Raw genomic sequence first — 18,287 nt, forward strand, 5'->3', positions numbered from 1 at the left:
GACAGAGGCAACGCGCGGTGGTGATAGCGGCAGCGACTGCGCTTCTCGCCTCGTCGCTGTCCATCTCCGCTCAGGCTCAGGGGCCGAAGGTGCCCGACAACGCCGTGCAAGGCGGAAAGAGCCTGCCGAAAGTCACGAGCAAGCCCCGCGAGGTCGGCCGGAAGGACCGCGCAACCGTCCTGGGCAAGAACCACTCCTCTTCCAAGGACGTGGCCCTGTCCACGTCCGGCGACGGCACCGGATTCCATGTCCTGACCGGCAAGGAGAAGGACGGCTACAAATTCACCACCGTAGCCACCCTGCGCGAAGACGGATTCGACGCGGACTCCTGGATAGGCAACGCCTGCGTGACCGGGTCCGGGAAGTACGCGGCCATCGCCTACGCACCCCGGACGTTCACCAACAAGCCCGAGTTGATGGTGCGCGGCGCGTTCACCGCCGTCGTCGACCTGGGCAGCGGCAAGGTCACCAAGCTGCCGTTCACCGCGTCGCTGGCCTACTTCTCCCCGGGCTGCGGCACCGGGGACGACGCGGTGTTCACCCAGCTGACCCACGACGGGGACGAGGAGCAGAAGACCCGTCTGATCACCGTGGACGCGGCCACCGGCGAACAGTCCAAGCCGGCCGCCTTCCCCGGCCAGGTCACCTCGGCCGTCCCGACCCGGCACGGCATCGTGGCCGGCCACGGCAACAGGCTCGTCCGCATCAACGGGCGGAAGGAAACCGTCCTCGCCGTGACGAAGCACGTGCCGTTCCAGATCGCGGCCGACAGCGGCGACGGCGTGACCTTCATCGACCGGGAAACCGACTCGAAGAAGACCAAGGCGAAGTCCTGGGCCAAGCGGCTGAACGCCACCCAGGTCAAGGGCAGGAAGACCACCCCGAAGACGGTGGCCGAAGGAAAGCTCACCGACTGGGAGCTGTCCGCCACCCCCGGCGGCACGGTGTTCCTCACGGGTAAGGCCAAGAACACGGGGACCCTGCCGGGACCGGTGAGGAACCCGGGGCATCTCGCCAAGGGTGCCCGCATGTCGAGCCTGGGCCACGCGGGCGTGTCCACCTCCTGGGCGGACGGCAAGACCAGCCTGATCACACCCGAGGACGCCAAGCAGGTCCGCGATGCGCGGATCAGTCTGGACGTGGTCGCCACCGGCAAGCACACCGAGCTGGACGCGACACCTCAGCTGTCCGCCGAGCGCGCCGAGGCCGGAAGCCGGCTCTCCCCGGCGCTGGGACTCCCGACGGGGAAGGCCTCGTCCGCGAAGCCGTCGGTCAGCGGTGACAGCGAGGGCATGTCCACTCAGACGATGCGCACCCAGCTCATCACCGGCACGACGGACAGCCCGTCCGAGGGCACCGGCGAACGCTACTGCGCGGTCGCCCGCAACGACGTCAAGAAGCAGGCGTTCCAGCCCACGCCCCGTCAGGTGGAATGGGCCGTGGACCAGGCCGTCGTCGGTGAGCTGGACTTCTACCGCTCGCCGAACTGGAAGAACACCGGCATGGGCGGCTACCAGCCCCAGGGCCTGTTCCCGCCGATCGTGCTGGCCGGCGACCCCAACGGCACCCTCGACAACGAGGACCCCGACGTCACCGACCGCTGGCACATACCCTCGCAGGTGATGCTCGGCGTCACCGCGCAGGAATCCAACATGTGGCAGGCCACCCGGTTCGCCGTCCCCGGTGTCACCGCCAACAGCCTCGTAGGCAACTACTACGGCACCCAGTACACCTCCGACGGTACGCAGGCCGACCCGTGGCGCATCAACTTCTCCGAGGCGGACTGCGGTTACGGCATCACCCAGGCCACCGACGGCATGCGGCTGGCCGGCAAGGAGAAGGACGGTGAGACGGCCCTGTCCCCGCTCACCCAGGATGCCGTCGCGCTGGACTACACCGCCAACATCGCCTACGGCGTGCAGATCCTCTCCGACAAGTGGAACCAGACCTACAGGGCCGGCATGAAGGTCAACGACGGCCATCCGAAGTGGATCGAGAACTGGTTCTTCGCCCTGTGGGCGTACAACTCCGGCTTCTACGAGACGGCTGACTCCGCCGGGCACAAGGGACTGGGCTGGACCAACAACCCGGCCAACCCGTTGTGGAAGGCCAACCGGGTCCCCTTCCTGCAAAACGCCGTGGACCCGTCCAAGGACGACTACAGCCATGCCGCGCACCCGCAGGACTGGCCCTATGAGGAGAAGGTCCTCGGCTGGGCCGCCCGCCCGATCTCGGCGATGTTCGCTCCCGGCGACTTCAAGCCGGGTTACCTGGCCGCCTGGTGGAACAGCAACGCGTACCGCAGCACCGTCAAGCCGCCGATCGACCGGTTCTGTGACGCGTCCAACGACTGCGTGCCGTCCAAGATCGGCGACAACGACTCCAACGACCCCGGCATGGGCGCCTGCCAGCTCGACGCGGGCGACTCCGACACCAACCCGCACTGGCTGCACTGCTGGTGGGACAAGTCGGCCCAGTGGAAGGACTGCGACCGGCTGGCCGAGTGCGGCAACCAGGTGCACCGCTTCAGCACGTCGTATCCGGAACAGCCGGACGCCAACTCCTACCCGCCGCGCTGTAGCAGCGGCCTGCCGTCGAACGCGCTGATCGTGGACGATGTGCCGGGCGGCACGACCCCGGCGGGATCCGCTTCACGCGGATGCGGGGCGGCGAAGTCGGACGGCACGTTCACCTTCACGTACCAGCCCTCCGACGTCGTCGATACCGATACCGGCCAGACGATCACCACTTATCCGGGGAAGATCGACACCCATCAGATCGGTGCGGGGTACGGAAACCACTTCTGGTTCACCCACACCCGTTCGCCCGAGTCCTATCCGGCACCCGGGGACCGCATGAAGGTGACGGGAACGTGGAAGCTCGGGAGCCAGATCACCTCCTATGACGGCCAGGCCAAGGTGTACGCGCACGTTCCCGATCACGGGGCGCAGACCTCCAAGGCCGAATACCGCATCACTCACGCGCACGGCACCACCGTCAAGGCGATCTCCCAGGACGCCAATCAGTCCAACAAGTGGGTCGACCTGGGCGCGTACTTCTTCAGCGGCATGACGCCCGAAGTCAACTTGCACAACTTCAACGGCGGCAACGGAAGCGCGGACATCGCCTACGACGCCATCGCCTTCGTGCCCGGCGACTACTCCGGCATCCCCACCGATCTCACCTTCTCCGATCCGGACCCGAACGCCGCGGACCCGGTGCCGAACGAGACACCGGACACGGTCGAGGGGGGATTCTTCCCGTACGAGTCCTCCGCGATGGCGCTCGCGGCGAGTTCCGCTTCGGCCGGAGACACCGCGGCGTGCTCGGTGACGGACAAGTCCGTCACCTACAACCGGACCGATGCCTGCATCCATTCCGAACTCAGCGTGCTGCACGTCGACGGACGGACCGGATCGCCTGACGGACAGGCGTTGTTCGACTACCGCAACGAGATCGACACGGACGTCAAGAGCGATACGTTCACCCAGACGACGACCATCAAGCTGAACAGCATGGCCGGCGTCATGAACACGGTCGACCTCGATCTGGGATACCTGTGCCGCGGCTACTGCTCCGTGGAAAGCGTGACCTGGACCGGCAGCGACAAGTGGGTCCTGGGCGACACGCACACCGCGATCGTCACCACCAAGATGAAGTGGATCGAATCCACCGGAGACAGCGGACCCATCGTCCCCTACTGGACGTTCGGCGGAAGCACCAACGGCGACGTCATCAAGAACCCGATGACGGTCGAGAAGACGGGCCTCGACGTCCGTTGCGACAACGAGTTCAACACGGTCGGAGCAGGCTGCGTCTTCTCCTGGTACAAGCCCACCTACGCCATGAACGACAAGAAGTTCCCCGCAGCCACCGCGCACATCTGGCTGCTCCGGAACAAGACCAGCGCGAAATACGGCGTCAAGGGTGGCGAGCCGCTGACGTACCTCAGCGACGACGTCCTCGTGCCGGGTTCCAGCAAGTCGGTCTACGACCACAACCGGGACACCATCTGCCCGGATTCCCCCAAGTACGTGCGCAGCCCGGATGCGACATTGAGTACGGACATCTGGCCGGACGACGAGTCGAGCTGTGACGAGTTCCCCTTCGCCCGTTCCTGGCAGAGTGCCGCCACTCCGCCGTCGTGGGGCGGTAAGAACTCCAAGCAGGTCAGCTCCGGCGACGAGTGCGTGAACACCATCGCGAAGAAGGGGGCGGACGGCAGGTGGCGTCTCGTCCCGGACTCGCGGTACCACGTACCGACGTGGGATGAGCCGTGCGGACGGTCCAGCATGTCGAAATACCAGAACACGCAGTCGATGCAGCCGTTCCCGAACTGGCGCGCGAAGAACCGCGTGATCGAGGGTGACGCCTACTGGCTGGAAGCGCAGAAGCCCAGCTGAGCGGGTGAAGAGACGGGTGTGGTGCCGACGGAACGCGTCGGCACCACACCCGTCTCGGCCGTCAGGACCACTCGATCACGCCGTCCGTGACGGACACGGAACGTCCCCAGAAGGGAAGTTCCGGATCGTTCTGCGTGCCGTGGAGGGCGGCGGCGAGGGCGTGCAGCAGCCGCGCCGTCGAAGGGGCATAGGGACGCGGATAATCCGTTTCCGTGTACTTCAGGACCGGGTGCACCGGGTGTCCCGTATCGATCAGGAACCCTTCGTGTCCGTCGCGCTGTTCAGCGAAGGGGACCCATTCGGGCCGCCACCAGTCGTGGTCTTCGTTCTGCCGGGCGATCTCCACGTACCTGGTGTGGGCGCGTTCGATCTGCGCACAGCTCAGCAGCCTTTCGCCGGTGGGGAACAGCTTGTACCGGTCGAGGCCGTTCGAGAAGCGGAGAAGTGCCGCCAAGGGCGGGGGGACGTCACGACCGATCGCCTGGCCGAGGGCGGTGATGTCCGCTTCGGAGGCCGGGGTGTTGAGCGGTGCGACGAGTGGCTGGGATTGCATCCACTGAGATATGCGCTGAATGGACTGATCCAGCGGTTCCATGGTGGTCATCGGTTCCTCGCGTCGGCGGCAGGCCGTGTCAGATGTCCCGGAAGATCTCGATCTGCGCCCCGATCGAGTTCAGCCGCTCCGCCAGGTCCTCGTAACCCCGGTTGATGACATACACGTTGCGCAGCACCGACGTGCCCTCGGCCGCCATCATCGCCAGGAGGACGACCACGGCGGGGCGCAGGGCGGGCGGGCACATCATCTCGGCGGCGCGCCAGCGGGTCGGGCCCTCCACCAGGACACGGTGGGGGTCCAGCAGCTGTAGCCGGCCGCCCAGGCGGTTGAGGTCCGTCAGGTAGATCGCGCGGTTGTCGTAGACCCAGTCGTGGATGAGGGTCTTGCCCTGGGCGACCGCCGCGATGGCCGCGAAGAACGGGACGTTGTCGATGTTCAGGCCGGGGAACGGCATGGGGTGGATCTTGTCGATCGGCGCCTCCAGCTTGGAGGGCCGGACGGTGAGGTCCACCAGCCGGGTGCGGCCGTTGTCGGCGAAGTACTCGGGCGTGCGGTCGTGGTCGAGGCCCATCTCCTCCAGGACCGCCAGCTCGATCTCCAGGAACTCGATCGGCACCCGGCGCACCGTCAGCTCCGACTCGGTGACCACGGCCGCCGCGACCAGGCTCATCGCCTCGACCGGGTCCTCGGAGGGGGAGTAGTCCACGTCGACGTCGATGGTCGGCACGCCGTGCACGGTGAGCGTGGTGGTGCCGATGCCGTCGACCTTGACGCCGAGGGCCTCCAGGAAGAAGCACAGGTCCTGGACCATGTAGTTGGAGGAGGCGTTGCGGATGACGGTGATGCCGTCGTGCCGGGCGGCGGCGAGCAGCGCGTTCTCGGTCACCGTGTCGCCGCGCTCGGTCAGCACGATGGGGCGGTCGGGGCGGACCGAGCGGTCGACCATCGCGTGGTACTGGCCCTCGGTGGCGGCGATGTCGAGACCGAACCGGCGCAGGGCGATCATGTGCGGCTCGACGGTGCGCGTACCGAGGTCGCAGCCGCCGGCGTAGGGCAGCTTGAAGTGGTCCATGCGGTGCAGCAGCGGACCGAGGAACATGATGATGGAGCGGGTGCGGCGGGCCGCGTCCGCGTCGATCGACGCCAGGTCCAGTTCGGCCGACGGCACGATCTCCAGGTCGACGCCGTCGTTGATCCACCGGGTGCGCACGCCGATCGAGCCCAGCACCTCCAGGAGGCGGTACACCTCCTCGATGCGGGCGACGCGGCGCAGCACTGTGCGCCCCTGGTTGAGCAGTGAGGCGCACAGCAGCGCGACACACGCGTTCTTGCTCGTCTTGACGTCGATGGCGCCCGAGAGACGGCGCCCGCCGACCACCCGCAGGTGCATCGGACCGGCGTAACCGAGGGACACGATCTCGCTGTCGAGGGCCTCCCCGATCCGCGCGATCATCTCAAGGCTGATGTTCTGGTTGCCGCGCTCGATCCGGTTCACGGCACTCTGACTGGTTCCGAGCGCCTCGGCAAGCTGTGACTGAGTCCAGCCCCGGTGCTGCCGGGCGTCACGGATGAGCTTGCCGATGCGTACGAGGTAATCGTCTGCCATGAGGTTGAGGCTATCTCAGATATGAGATGGCGCCCGCCAGGGGGTCCATTCGGGTGACGGGGAGTCAATCCTCCCCGGTCGCTTCACGGTCGGCGACTCGTACGCGTGCGTCGCCATCCGAAAGGTCCGGGCAAATCCATCGATGTCGTACGACGTCCCGTGCTGCTGCGCGTGTAGCGCGGGCCGTTCTTCCCGCCGCCGGTCGTGATGGACCAAGAGCGCTTGTTGATGTTCAGGCGCACCCCCGGAAGGATCCGGAAACTCTTGCGGAACGTGAGCGGCATGCCTGTCTCCTCTCCGTTCGTGGCGTGGATACCTGGTTCGGATACCCCGGAGAGGGGCGTGCATGACCGCATGGCGGACGCCGGGGCATGACCAACCGCGCCCGGTGTACTAGAGTTATCTCGACATCGAGATATCTGCCGAGGAGCACCGCAGACGCAAGCCGTCAACGAGTCCAACGGTAAGGGTTACCTAACTTAGCCTTACCTTAGCGGATCGGTCGAGAGGCCGTGGCGGCAGGATCGTGGTGGTACGCGCACATCAATGAAGGAGACTGTCGTGTCGGCGAACAGCTTCGACGCCCGCAGCACGCTGCAGGTGGGCGACGAGTCGTACGAGATCTTCCGGCTGGACAAGGTCGAGGGCGCCGCGCGCCTCCCCTACAGCCTGAAGGTGCTGCTGGAGAACCTCCTCCGCACCGAGGACGGCGCGAACATCACCGCCGACCACATCCGCGCCCTCGGCGGCTGGGACTCGCAGGCCCAGCCGTCGCAGGAGATCCAGTTCACGCCGGCCCGCGTGATCATGCAGGACTTCACGGGCGTTCCCTGTGTCGTGGACCTCGCGACCATGCGTGAGGCCGTGAAGGAGCTGGGCGGCGACCCGGCGAAGGTCAACCCCCTCTCCCCGGCCGAGCTGGTCATCGACCACTCCGTCATCGCCGACAAGTTCGGCACGAACGAGGCCTTCGCGCAGAACGTCGAGCTGGAGTACGGCCGCAACAAGGAGCGCTACCAGTTCCTGCGCTGGGGCCAGACCGCCTTCGACGACTTCAAGGTCGTCCCGCCCGGCACCGGCATCGTCCACCAGGTGAACATCGAGCACCTGGCCCGTACGGTCATGGTCCGCAACGGCCAGGCGTACCCCGACACGCTCGTCGGCACCGACTCGCACACCACCATGGTCAACGGCCTCGGTGTGCTGGGCTGGGGCGTCGGCGGCATCGAGGCCGAGGCCGCCATGCTCGGCCAGCCGGTCTCCATGCTCATCCCGCGCGTCGTCGGCTTCAAGCTCACCGGTGAGCTCACCCCCGGCACCACCGCCACCGACCTCGTGCTGACCATCACCGAGATGCTGCGCAAGCACGGTGTCGTCGGCAAGTTCGTCGAGTTCTACGGCGAGGGCGTCGCCGCCACCTCCCTGGCCAACCGCGCGACCATCGGCAACATGTCGCCGGAGTTCGGCTCCACCGCCGCGATCTTCCCGATCGACGACGAGACCATCAAGTACCTGAAGCTCACCGGCCGCTCCGAGCAGCAGCTCGCGCTCGTCGAGGCGTACGCCAAGGAGCAGGGCCTCTGGCTGGACCCGAAGGCCGAGCCGGACTTCTCCGAGAAGCTGGAGCTCGACCTGTCGACGGTCGTGCCGTCCATCGCCGGCCCGAAGCGCCCGCAGGACCGTATCGTCCTGGCCGAGGCCGCCCAGCAGTTCGCGAAGGACGTCCTCAACTACGTCGACGCGCCCGTCGCCCAGCAGGCCGCAGCCTCGGCCTCCCCGGTGGACGAGGCGAGCGCCGAGTCCTTCCCGGCCTCCGACGCCCCGGCCTACGGCAGCCAGGAGAACGGCGCCGGCGCCCCGCAGCACGCCGACGGCACCGGTGCCGCCGTACCGTCGAACCCGGTCACCGTCACCGCCCCCGACGGCTCGACCTACGAGATCGACCACGGCGCCGTGACGGTCGCGGCCATCACCTCCTGCACCAACACCTCCAACCCTTACGTCATGGTCGCCGCCGCGCTGGTGGCCAAGAAGGCGGTGGAGAAGGGCCTGACCCGCAAGCCGTGGGTCAAGACCACGCTCGCCCCGGGCTCCAAGGTCGTCACCGACTACTTCGAGAAGGCGGGCCTGACCCCGTACCTCGACAAGGTCGGCTTCAACCTCGTCGGCTACGGCTGCACCACCTGCATCGGCAACTCCGGCCCGCTGCCGGAGGAGGTCTCCAAGGCCGTCAACGACCACGACCTCGCGGTCACCTCGGTCCTCTCCGGCAACCGGAACTTCGAGGGCCGTATCAACCCCGACGTCAAGATGAACTACCTGGCGTCCCCGCCGCTGGTCGTGGCCTACGCGCTCGCCGGCTCCATGACGGTGGACATCACCCGTGACGCCCTGGGCACCGACCAGGACGGCAACCCGGTCTTCCTGAAGGACATCTGGCCCTCCGAGGCCGAGGTGAACGAGGTCGTCGCCAACGCCATCGGCGAGGACATGTTCTCCAAGTCCTACTCGGACGTCTTCGCGGGCGACGCCCAGTGGCAGGCGCTGCCGATCCCGACCGGCAACACCTTCGAGTGGGACTCCGAGTCCACCTACGTCCGCAAGCCCCCGTACTTCGAGGGCATGACGATGGAGACCACCCCGGTCTCCGACATCTCCGGCGCCCGCGTGCTGGCCAAGCTGGGCGACTCGGTCACCACCGACCACATCTCCCCGGCCGGTGCGATCAAGGCCGACACCCCGGCCGGCAAGTACCTCACCGAGCACGGTGTGGAGCGTCGTGACTTCAACTCCTACGGCTCGCGCCGAGGCAACCACGAGGTCATGATCCGCGGTACGTTCGCCAACATCCGCCTGCGCAACCAGATCGCGCCGGGCACCGAGGGCGGCTACACGCGTGACTTCACGCAGGAGGGCGGCCCGGTCTCCTTCATCTACGACGCCTCGCAGAGCTACCAGGCCGCCGGCATCCCGCTGGTCGTCCTGGCCGGCAAGGAGTACGGCTCCGGCTCGTCCCGCGACTGGGCCGCCAAGGGCACCGCGCTCCTCGGCGTCAAGGCCGTCATCGCCGAGTCGTACGAGCGCATCCACCGCTCGAACCTCATCGGCATGGGCGTCCTCCCGCTCCAGTTCCCGGAGGGCCAGTCCGCCGAGTCCCTCGGTCTGACCGGTGAGGAGACCTTCTCCATCTCCGGCGTCACCGAGCTCAACGAGGGCACCACCCCGCGCACGGTGAAGGTCACCACCGACACCGGCGTCGAGTTCGACGCGGTCGTCCGCATCGACACCCCCGGTGAGGCGGACTACTACCGCAACGGCGGCATCATGCAGTACGTGCTGCGCAGCCTGATCCGCAAGTAAGCGGACCGGCAAGGCGCTTCACGGCAGTTCGAGGGCCGCGTTCCCGGGTGACCGGGAGCGCGGCCCGCTGCCGTTGACGCCAGGGCCGGGGGGGCCGACGGCACGGGGCCATCGGCCGCGCTCAGGCTGAACACGGGGTTCCCTCAGCGGGCCCGGAAGTCGCACGGCGGGGTGCCGGCACTCTCCGAGCGGCGGGGACCGCCGGGTCACTCGCCCCGGTACTTCGCCGCCGCGGCCTGAGCGAGGTCCTGCGCCTTGTCCAGGGCCGTGTCCACCGACTGCTGCCCCGCGATGGCCGCGGCGATCTGCTGGGAGACCGCCGTACCGAGTACCGCGAACTCGGGTATGCCCAGGAAGCCGATGCCGGCGTAAGGGCGGGGGGCGACGCCGGGGTTCCTCGGGTCGGCGGAGTCGGTCGCCGCCGTGTATTCCTGCCGGTACCAGGCGTCGGCCGCCTGCTGGTACTCGGGGTTGGCGTAGAGCGACCTGCGGTTCCCGGCGGGTGCCGCGGTCCAGCCCACCTCCTGCCCGACCAGCTCCTGGTACTCCTTGGAGGAGGCCCAGGAGATGAACTCCCAGGCGGCGTCCTTGTTGTCGGAGGCCTGCTGGATGCCCCACGCCCAGGTCCACAGCCAGCCGGCCTTCTCGGTCCGGTCGTGCGGGGCCGGGACGTAGCCGACCTTGCCCTTGACCGAGGAACCGTCGGCTTCGATCGACGAGGCCAGCGACGTGGCGTCGTACATCATGGCGCACTTGCCCGCGACGAACCTGTCGAGGATCTCCAGCACGCCCATCCGTTCGGCGCCGGGCTGGCCGTGGGAGCGGAGCAGGTCGACGTAGAAGGCGACGGCCTTCTTGAACTCCGGTGAGGTCAGGCGCGCGTTCCAGTCCATGTCGTACCAGGCGCCGCCGAAGGTGTTGACCACCGTGTTGAGGGGGGCGAGGTTCTGGCCCCAGCCGGGCAGGCCGCGCAGGCAGATGCCGCTCGCGCCGTCCGTGCCGTCGACCTGGGCGGCGAGGTCGGCGACCTGCTGCCAGGTCGGGTCCGGCGGCATGGTCAGCCCGTCCTTGCGGAAGAGGTCCTTGCGGTACATCAGGAAGGAGCCCTCGCCGTAGAACGGCTCGGCGTAGAGCTTGCCGTCCTCGCCGGTCAGCGAGGACGCCAGGTTGGGGAAGACGTCGTCCTGGTCGAAGTCCTTGTCGGCCTTCACATAGGGGTCCAGCGGGGCGAGCCAGCCGTTGTCCGAGTAGATCGGCACCTCGTACGCGCTCACGCTCGCCACGTCGTGGGTGCCGGCCTGGGTCGCGAACTCGCGGTTCATCCGCTCCCGTGCCTCGTTCTCCGGAAGCAGGGTGTAGTCGACCGTGATGCCGGTCTCCGCGGTGAAGTACTTCTTCGTGAGCTTCTTGAGGGTCTGTATCTGGGGCACGTCCGTGGCGAGCACACTGAGGTCGGCCTGTTCGCCGCCGGGCGGGTCCGTGTCACCGCATCCGACGAGGACCAGGCCTGCGACGGCCGTGGCGGCCACGGCCGCCCGGACGAGGCGGCTGCGATTCATGGCACTCCGGCCCTTACCCACCTTTGCCGTTTCTTAGGCATTTCGGGACAAAAGCATGGCTCATGGGCGGCCCCGCCGGGCCGCCGCCCGTCTGGAGAGCGCGTCGGCCGCGACGGCGGCCAGCAGCACCCCACCCGTGATCATGAACTGCACGGCGTCCTCGACACCCAGCAGCCCCATGCCCGAGGCGATCGACTGGATGACCAGCACGCCGAGCAGCACGGACCAGGGCGAGCCACGCCCGCCGAACAGACTCGTACCGCCGATGACGGCCGCGGCGATCGCGTTGATCAGCAGCATCCCGGAGCCCGCGGCACGGGCCGTCGTGGGGCTCGCCGAGGTCAGGCCGGAGGCCACGAACAGTCCGCCGATCGCCGCCAGTGTCCCCGACACCATGAACATCGCCACCCGCACCCGCTCCACGCTGATGCCCGCCCGCCGCGCCGCCTCGACCCCGCCGCCGAGCGCGTACACCCGCCGCCCGTAGCGGGTGCGGCGCAGCACGTAGTCCGAGACGACGAGGACCACCAGGAAGATCAGCAGCGCGAGCGGCAGCCCCTGGAACCGGTTGAGCGTGTGGGCCGCGGCGAAGGCGAGCACGGCGAGGAGACCGGTGCGCAGCCCGATCTCGCCCGTCGGCCGGTACGGCATCCCGGCGGCCCGGTGCCGGGCGCGCTTGCGGTGGGCGGCCAGGAAGTACCCGGCCGTGCCGAGCGCCGCCACCGCGTACGCCGCCACGTCGTCACCGAAGTGCCGGCTGGTCAGAGAGGCGACCAAGCCCTCCTCGTCGATGTTGATGGTGCCGCTCGCGCCCAGCAGGTCGAGCGTCAGGCCGTTCCAGATCAGCAGCCCCGCGAGGGTCACGACGAACGCGGGCACACCGAGCCACGCGAAGAACAACCCGTGGAAGGCGCCCACCGCCATGCCCGCGGCGATCGCCACGATCACCGCGAGCCCCTCCGGCATCCCGTGGTTCACGTTCAGCACGGCGAACGCGGCCCCCGCCAGGCCGCTGACCGAGCCGACCGACAGATCGATCTCCCGGATCAGCAGCACGAACACGATGCCGACGGCGACCAGCCCGGTCCCGACGATGTCCACGCTCAGGTTGGACAGGTTGCGCGGCGAGAGGAACTTGTCGTCCAGCGCCTGGAAGACGATCCAGATCACGATCAGCCCGGCGACCACCAGCAGCGGCCCGCGCTCGGCGTCCCGCACGCTGCCGCGCATCTCCAGGGCGTAGTCGCGCAGGCCGCCGGGCCAGCCGCGGGTGCGCGGCCCGCGGCCGGGCGCGACCGGCCCGGCGCCGCCGCCCCCGGGCGGTCCGCCCCCGGTCACGGCCACGCCTCCTCGTCGCCCTTCGTACGATGCGCCACGGCGTTGTCCGCCGCCCCGGTGACGGACGAGATGATCTGCTCCTGCGTCACGGTGCTGACGTCGAACAGGCCGTTGTTGCGGCCCAGCCGCAGCACGGCGACCCGGTCCGCGACGGCCTTGATGTCACCCATGTTGTGACTGATGAGGATGATCGCCATACCGCGGTCGCGGACCTCCTCGATGAGGTCGAGCAGATGGCTCGTCTGCTCGACGCCCAGGGCGGCGGTGGGCTCGTCGAGCAGCAGCACCTTGGGCGCGCCCATGAGCGAGCGGGAGATCGCGACGGCCTGCCGCTGCCCGGCGGACAGCGCCGCGACCGGCATGCGCACGTCGGGGATACGGATCGACAGCGTCCGCATCAGGTCGCGGGCACGGCGCTCCATCTCCACCTCGTCCAGGATGCCCACCCGGTCGATCTCCCGGCCGAGGAAGAGATTGCCCACGACGTCCAGGTTGTCGCACATGGCGAGGTCCTGGTACACGGTCGCGATGCCCAGGGAGTGTGCGTCGTGCGGGCGTTTGATCTGCACGAGCCGCCCCTCCCACTCGATGACGCCCCGGTCGGCGGGGCTCACGCCCGAGATCACCTTGATCAGCGTGGACTTGCCTGCGCCGTTGTCGCCCGCCAGGGCCACGACCTCACCGGCCCGGACCTGGAGGTCGACGTCCACGAGCGCCTGCACGCCGCCGAACCGCTTGGAGATGCCGCGCAACGCCAGGACGGGTGGATGGGCCACGGGATACCTCCCTCACCGGGTGAGCCCGATCCGGTCGCAGGCAGACCGGAGCTTCGGGGTGCAGATCTGGTCGATCGTGTAGATGCCGTCCCGGACGAGCGTCCGCCCGATGTTCTCGGCCGTCACGGAGACCGGGTCGAGCAGCACGGCCGGCACGTCCTTCGTGGTGGGGCTGTCCATGGTCGTCGTGACGAGGGCGTCGAGGTCGTTGCCGCGGGCCAGGGCGACGGCCATGGCGGAGGCCGCCTCGGTCTCCTGCCGGAAGGGCTTGTAGACGGTCATGTACTGCTCGCCCTTGACGATGCGCCGCACGGCGTCGAGGTCGGCGTCCTGGCCGGTGACCGGGGGCAGCGGCGAGACGCGGGCGCTCTTGAGCGCCGCGATGACGCCGGCGGCGATCGAGTCGTTGGCCGCGAGCACGCCGTCGATCCGGTTCGGGCCGAGGGCATTGATCGCGGCGGACATGTGGTCGTGCGCGTTCTCCGTGCGCCAGCCGATGGTGTTGTACGACTTGAGGATCCGCACCTTGTCCTGGAGCACGGACCGGGAGCCGTCCTCGTACCAGGCGGCGTTGGGGCTGGAGGGATCGCCGTTCACCATGACGACGCCGCCGCCGTCGTCGGCCCTGGCTTCCATGCCCTTCACGAGTGCCTCGCCCTGGAGCCTGCCGACCCGGCCGCCGTCGAAACTGACGAAACCCGAGATCGGGCCTTCGGCGAGCCGGTCGTAGGCGACGACCGGGATGCCCGCGCGGTCCGCCGCGCGGACCGAGGAGCGCAGCGCCTTGGGGTCGACGACGTCCAGGATCAGGACGGACACACCTTTGGTGATCATGGAGTTCATCTGCTGCCGCTGGCTCGCCGCGTCGTTCTCCGCGTTGGCGTAGGCGACCGTGCAGTCGGCGCACAGCTCTTTGACCCGCTTCTCGATCAAGGGCTTGTCGGACTGCTCCCAGCGGGGCACCGCGCGGCTCGGCAGCAGCAGCCCGACGGTGAACCCGCCTTCGCCCTGCCCGCCGTCCTCGGTACAGCCGGCCAGGGACACCGCCATGACGGCCGCGACGAGCCCGGCGCCCAGCCCCCACCTACGGCTCCTCATCCCGGACCTCCCTCCTGGGAACGCCCCGGTCCCCGGGGGCCACTCCGGCCCGGCGCCCAGTGCCGGCCCGGGCCCGGCCCTCGCTCGCGTCCGGGTTCCGGCCGGTTCGGCCTTCGCCCGCGTTCGGGCGGGGACCCGGGTTCCGGTCTCGGCTCCGCGACTGAGCGCGGTCCCGGCTTCGGCCCGAGCCTTGGGTCTTGTTCGTGGTGTCGGGGGTCTGGTTTTCGTCCGGGGCCGGGTTTCGGTTTCGGCTCCGGGTTGGGCCGGGGGTCCGGGTTTTGCTGGTGTCCGGGTTCTGGTTCTCGTCCGGGTCCGGGGCCCGGTCCGGGCTCCGGGTTGGGTCGAGGGGCCGGGTTTTGCTCGTGTCGGGGGTCTGGCTCTCGTCCGGGGCCGGGTTTCGGTTTCGGCTCCGGGTTGGGCCGGGGGTCCGGGTTTTGCTGGTGTCCGGGTTCTGGTTCTCGTCCGGGTCCGGGGCCCGGTCCGGGCTCCGGGCTGGGTCGAGGGGCCGGGTTTTGCTCGTGTCGGGGGTCTGGTTCTCGTCCGGGCCCGGCTTCCGGTCTCGGCTCCGGGTTCGGCCGGAGGACTTGCCTCCGCTGCGGTCGCGGTCGCGGATGCGGCCGATGCCCCAGCTCCGGTTGCGGCCGATGCCCCAGCCCCGGCCTGGCTCCCGTTCCTCTTCGGGCTCGACCCACGGTGCCGCTTCAGGCGTCGGCTCCGCTTCCGGTTCCAGGTCCGCTTCCGGCTCGTTGCGTGAGACGACGATCTCGCTCCACACCTGCTTGCCACCGCCGACCGGCACCGACCCCCAGGCCGCCGACAGCGCCTCGACCAGGAAGAGCCCCCGGCCACCGGTCGACTCCCAGTCCACGACCACCGGCTTGGCCGGCGCCCGCGGCGAGGAGTCGCTCACGGTCACCCGCAGCCGGTCCGCGGCCAGCGTCAGGTCCAGCCGGAGCGCACCCTGCGTGTGCACGAGCGCGTTCGTGACCAGCTCCGACACCACGAGGAGAACGGTGTCGGCCTCGTCCACGACGTCCCACGAACGCAGCGTGCGCGCGCTGAACCGGCGGGCGTGCATGACCGCGTCCGGCAGCCGCCACACCACCCAGCCCGCCCGCACCGGCCGCACCCGCATCCCGTCGTAGCGCAGCAGCAGCAACGCCACGTCGTCCTCCCGGCGGCCGGCCTCGCCGAGCAGCTCGTCGGCCATCCGCCCCGGGTCGGAGGGATCGGCCGCGGCGAGCGCCTCGCGCACGATCCGCATCCCCTCGTCCACGTCCAGCTCGGCCGACTCGACCAGCCCGTCCGTCACCAGCGCGAGCACCGACCCGGGCGCCAGCGCCGACGCCGTCAGCGGGAACTCCGCGTCCTCCAGCACGCCCAGCGGAAGCCCGCCCTCGACCGCGATCTCCTCCGTGCCGCCGTCGGGATGACGCACCAGCGGGGACAGATGCCCGGCCCGCACGAACAGCGCGTTGCCCTCCTCCATGTCCAGCTCGACGTAGCAGCACGTGGCGAACAGGTCGGTCTCCATGCCGACGAGCAGCCGGTTGGCGTGCGCGACGACCACGTCCGGCGGATGACCCTCCACGGCGTAGGCCCGGACCGCCGTGCGCATCTGGCCCATGATCGTCGCGGCTCCGGCGCTGTGCCCCTGCACATCACCGATGACCAGGGCCACCTTGTTCTCCGACAGCGCGATCACGTCGTACCAGTCGCCGCCCACCTGGAGCCCGCGCCGGGCGGGCAGATAACGGGCCACGGCGGTGCCCCCGGGCAACTGGGGGAGACGGCGCGGCAGCAGGCTGCGCTGGAGCATCGTCGCGAGTTCCTGCTCGGCGTCGTAGGCGTGCGCGCGGATCAGGGCCTGCCCCACCAGCCCCGCGGTCGCCGTCAGCAGGGCCCGCTCCTCGGGCGCGAACTCGTGCGGCGCGTCCCAGCCGACCAGGCACACCCCGGCCACCCTGCCCTTCGCCGGCAGCGGCAGGACCGCGAGCCCGCCGGGGCCGATCCCCGCGAGCCCGGGTTCCAGCACGGCACCCGCCGGCCACAGGCTCATCCGCCCGTCCCGCAGCGCCGCCTGGAGCGTGGGCAGGGCGGTGACCGGCGCGTCGGGCCACTCCGAGCGCCACTCGGAACGCCACAGCTCCGGCCAGGCACCGGCCCCCGGCGGATCGAGCACGGTGACCGCCAGCCGGTCCTCCAGCAGCTCGGCGAGCGCCACCCGGTCGGCACCCAGCGGCTCGCGCAGCGCAGCGACGACCACGCGGCTGACGTCCCGGACCGTCGTGGCGTCGTCGAGCGCGGCCGTCAGCCACTGGATCCGGGCGACGTCGCTGGCGCTCCGGCGCAGCACGGGTGCCGCGGTCACCACACCCAGCACCCGCTCCGGGGAGCCGTCGGGTCTCTTCAGCACGCGGCAGTTCAGGCGCAGCCAGCACAGTTCACCGGTGGCCCGGCGGGTACGGAACTCCAGTTCCCGGCGCCCGGGGGTCTGCGCGGACGGTTCGATGACCGACATCAGGGCCGGGACGTCCTCCGGGACGCTGTACGAGAGCAGGGAGTCGGTCTTGCCGTCGAAGCCGCCCTCGGGGACGCCCACCAGTTCGAGCAGGGCCGGGTCGGTCTCGACCAGCCCGGTGCCAGGGGTCAGGGCGAAGGAACCGACCCCCAGCGCCCGCAGGGCGGAATCCAGCAGGGGGGAGGGGGCGGACCGGTCGGCCTCCCCCCGGAGCCGTCCGGCGACCGCCTCCGCATACCGCTCCAGGAACTCCCGCTGCTCGGCCCCGAACCCCTCCCCGGCCTCTCCCACCACGACCAGACACCCCAGCCACCCGCCGGCGGCCCCCAGCGGCACCGCCCCGAGCGGCGCACCGGCGACTCCGCCTTCCTGCCGACTCGCGAGCCACAGCGGCCGCCCAGTCCGGAAGGCCTCGACCACGGCGGGCCCACTGTCTCCCGACGCCGCCGCGTAGCCCGGCTCCGGAGCGGGCGAGGTGCCCCCGCCGTGCCGCACGCGACTCGGCAGCCCGTACCGCTCCGGCTCGCCGCCGGCCGCCTCCACCAGCCGGAGCTCCGCACCGTGCTCGCTCCGTACGTACACCGCCGCCAGCGCCACCCCGGCGAACGCCAGGACCCGCTCCCGTGCGGCGGACTCCGGCGTGCGACGAGGCGAACCGGTGCCCGCGTGCCCCGGCACCCGAAGGCCGGGGGCCGCGGCCCGGGCATCGCCGAAATGGGGCATGTCCGCATCCACCTCCCGTCCATGCCGCAGCTACCGGCAGGTGGGAGTCCCCGGAACTCAGGCGACGACGACGCGGCGGATCCACGCCCCACATGAGCGGCAGGGCACCCACACATCAGAATCGCACACCTGGATAACAGCGACATATGGGACCAAATGGGATCGACGGGCCGACTCGGTCGGCGCACCCCGCGTTTTCCGGCCACTCGCGTGTCCGGCGAGCCGCCACCCGGTCTCCCACGAGCCGCCGCCCCGCTGAGTTGCGCCGCTTGCCCACACCGGGATCACGGCGGCCCTGATCCGGGAGCTGCCGTGCGACCAGCACCCCGACCTGGCCGATCTCCCTC

At 69.7% G+C, this 18,287-nt stretch carries 9 protein-coding genes and 1 pseudogene; 2 read left to right on the forward strand and 8 right to left on the reverse strand.

Annotation, left to right across the window (positions count from 1 at the left end):
- Positions 1-17: 17 nt before the first annotated feature.
- Entirely contained in the window at positions 18-4,403 is a 4,386-nt protein-coding gene (locus tag ABFX81_RS01205) for a golvesin C-terminal-like domain-containing protein (RefSeq protein ID WP_086843401.1), read from the forward strand.
- Between the two features lie 61 nt (positions 4,404-4,464).
- On the opposite strand, the gene ABFX81_RS01210 is transcribed toward ABFX81_RS01205, so the two are convergent.
- From ABFX81_RS01210 to ABFX81_RS01220, 3 genes are all read right to left on the reverse strand, one after another.
- Complete coding sequence (locus tag ABFX81_RS01210) at positions 4,465-5,007, reverse strand: SMI1/KNR4 family protein (protein ID WP_086843403.1); 543 nt, start codon at positions 5,005-5,007, stop codon at positions 4,465-4,467.
- Positions 5,008-5,035: 28 nt separating this feature from the next.
- Entirely contained in the window at positions 5,036-6,565 is a 1,530-nt protein-coding gene (locus tag ABFX81_RS01215) for a helix-turn-helix domain-containing protein (RefSeq protein ID WP_086843405.1), read from the reverse strand.
- An 83-nt stretch (positions 6,566-6,648) separates the two neighbouring features.
- Positions 6,649-6,849 carry a DUF4236 domain-containing protein gene (locus tag ABFX81_RS01220; protein WP_086602445.1) on the reverse strand — a complete coding sequence of 67 codons (201 nt, stop codon included), beginning with the start codon at positions 6,847-6,849 and terminating at the stop codon, positions 6,649-6,651.
- Positions 6,850-7,126: 277 nt separating this feature from the next.
- Between ABFX81_RS01220 and ABFX81_RS01225 the strand changes: the two genes are divergently transcribed.
- A complete protein-coding gene (locus ABFX81_RS01225; RefSeq protein ID WP_086843407.1) occupies positions 7,127-9,925 on the forward strand; it encodes an aconitate hydratase AcnA in 2,799 nt (932 codons plus the stop codon).
- A gap of 206 nt (positions 9,926-10,131) precedes the next feature.
- Here ABFX81_RS01225 and ABFX81_RS01230 read toward each other — a convergent pair whose 3' ends face one another.
- From ABFX81_RS01230 to ABFX81_RS01250, 5 genes and pseudogenes are all read right to left on the reverse strand, one after another.
- Positions 10,132-11,484, reverse strand: coding sequence for an extracellular solute-binding protein (locus ABFX81_RS01230; RefSeq protein WP_086843409.1), 1,353 nt, complete (start codon positions 11,482-11,484; stop codon positions 10,132-10,134).
- A 60-nt stretch (positions 11,485-11,544) separates the two neighbouring features.
- Entirely contained in the window at positions 11,545-12,822 is a 1,278-nt protein-coding gene (locus ABFX81_RS01235) for a sugar ABC transporter permease (RefSeq protein ID WP_381033819.1), read from the reverse strand.
- A complete protein-coding gene (locus ABFX81_RS01240) occupies positions 12,819-13,598 on the reverse strand; it encodes an ATP-binding cassette domain-containing protein (protein ID WP_086843413.1) in 780 nt (259 codons plus the stop codon). The genes ABFX81_RS01235 and ABFX81_RS01240 overlap by 4 nt, the downstream gene beginning before the upstream one ends.
- A gap of 12 nt (positions 13,599-13,610) precedes the next feature.
- A complete protein-coding gene (locus ABFX81_RS01245) occupies positions 13,611-14,696 on the reverse strand; it encodes a substrate-binding domain-containing protein (protein ID WP_086843415.1) in 1,086 nt (361 codons plus the stop codon).
- A 739-nt stretch (positions 14,697-15,435) separates the two neighbouring features.
- A pseudogene (locus ABFX81_RS01250) lies at positions 15,436-17,940 on the reverse strand (SpoIIE family protein phosphatase); the annotation flags it as partial.
- Between the last annotated feature and the right edge of the window lie 347 nt (positions 17,941-18,287).

The organism is Streptomyces coeruleofuscus (genome assembly GCF_039532725.1).
In the GTDB taxonomy this organism is placed as follows: domain Bacteria; phylum Actinomycetota; class Actinomycetes; order Streptomycetales; family Streptomycetaceae; genus Streptomyces; species Streptomyces coeruleofuscus.

Bases quoted from the DNA above. Each gene is read 5' to 3' on its own strand.
- ABFX81_RS01220 (WP_086602445.1), bottom strand. From the start codon at position 6,849: ATGCCGCTCACGTTCCGCAAGAGTTTCCGGATCCTTCCGGGGGTGCGC.
- ABFX81_RS01210 (WP_086843403.1), bottom strand. From the start codon at position 5,007: ATGACCACCATGGAACCGCTGGATCAGTCCATTCAGCGCATATCTCAG.
- ABFX81_RS01215 (WP_086843405.1), bottom strand. From the start codon at position 6,565: ATGGCAGACGATTACCTCGTACGCATCGGCAAGCTCATCCGTGACGCC.
- ABFX81_RS01245 (WP_086843415.1), bottom strand. From the start codon at position 14,696: ATGAGGAGCCGTAGGTGGGGGCTGGGCGCCGGGCTCGTCGCGGCCGTC.
- ABFX81_RS01230 (WP_086843409.1), bottom strand. From the start codon at position 11,484: ATGAATCGCAGCCGCCTCGTCCGGGCGGCCGTGGCCGCCACGGCCGTC.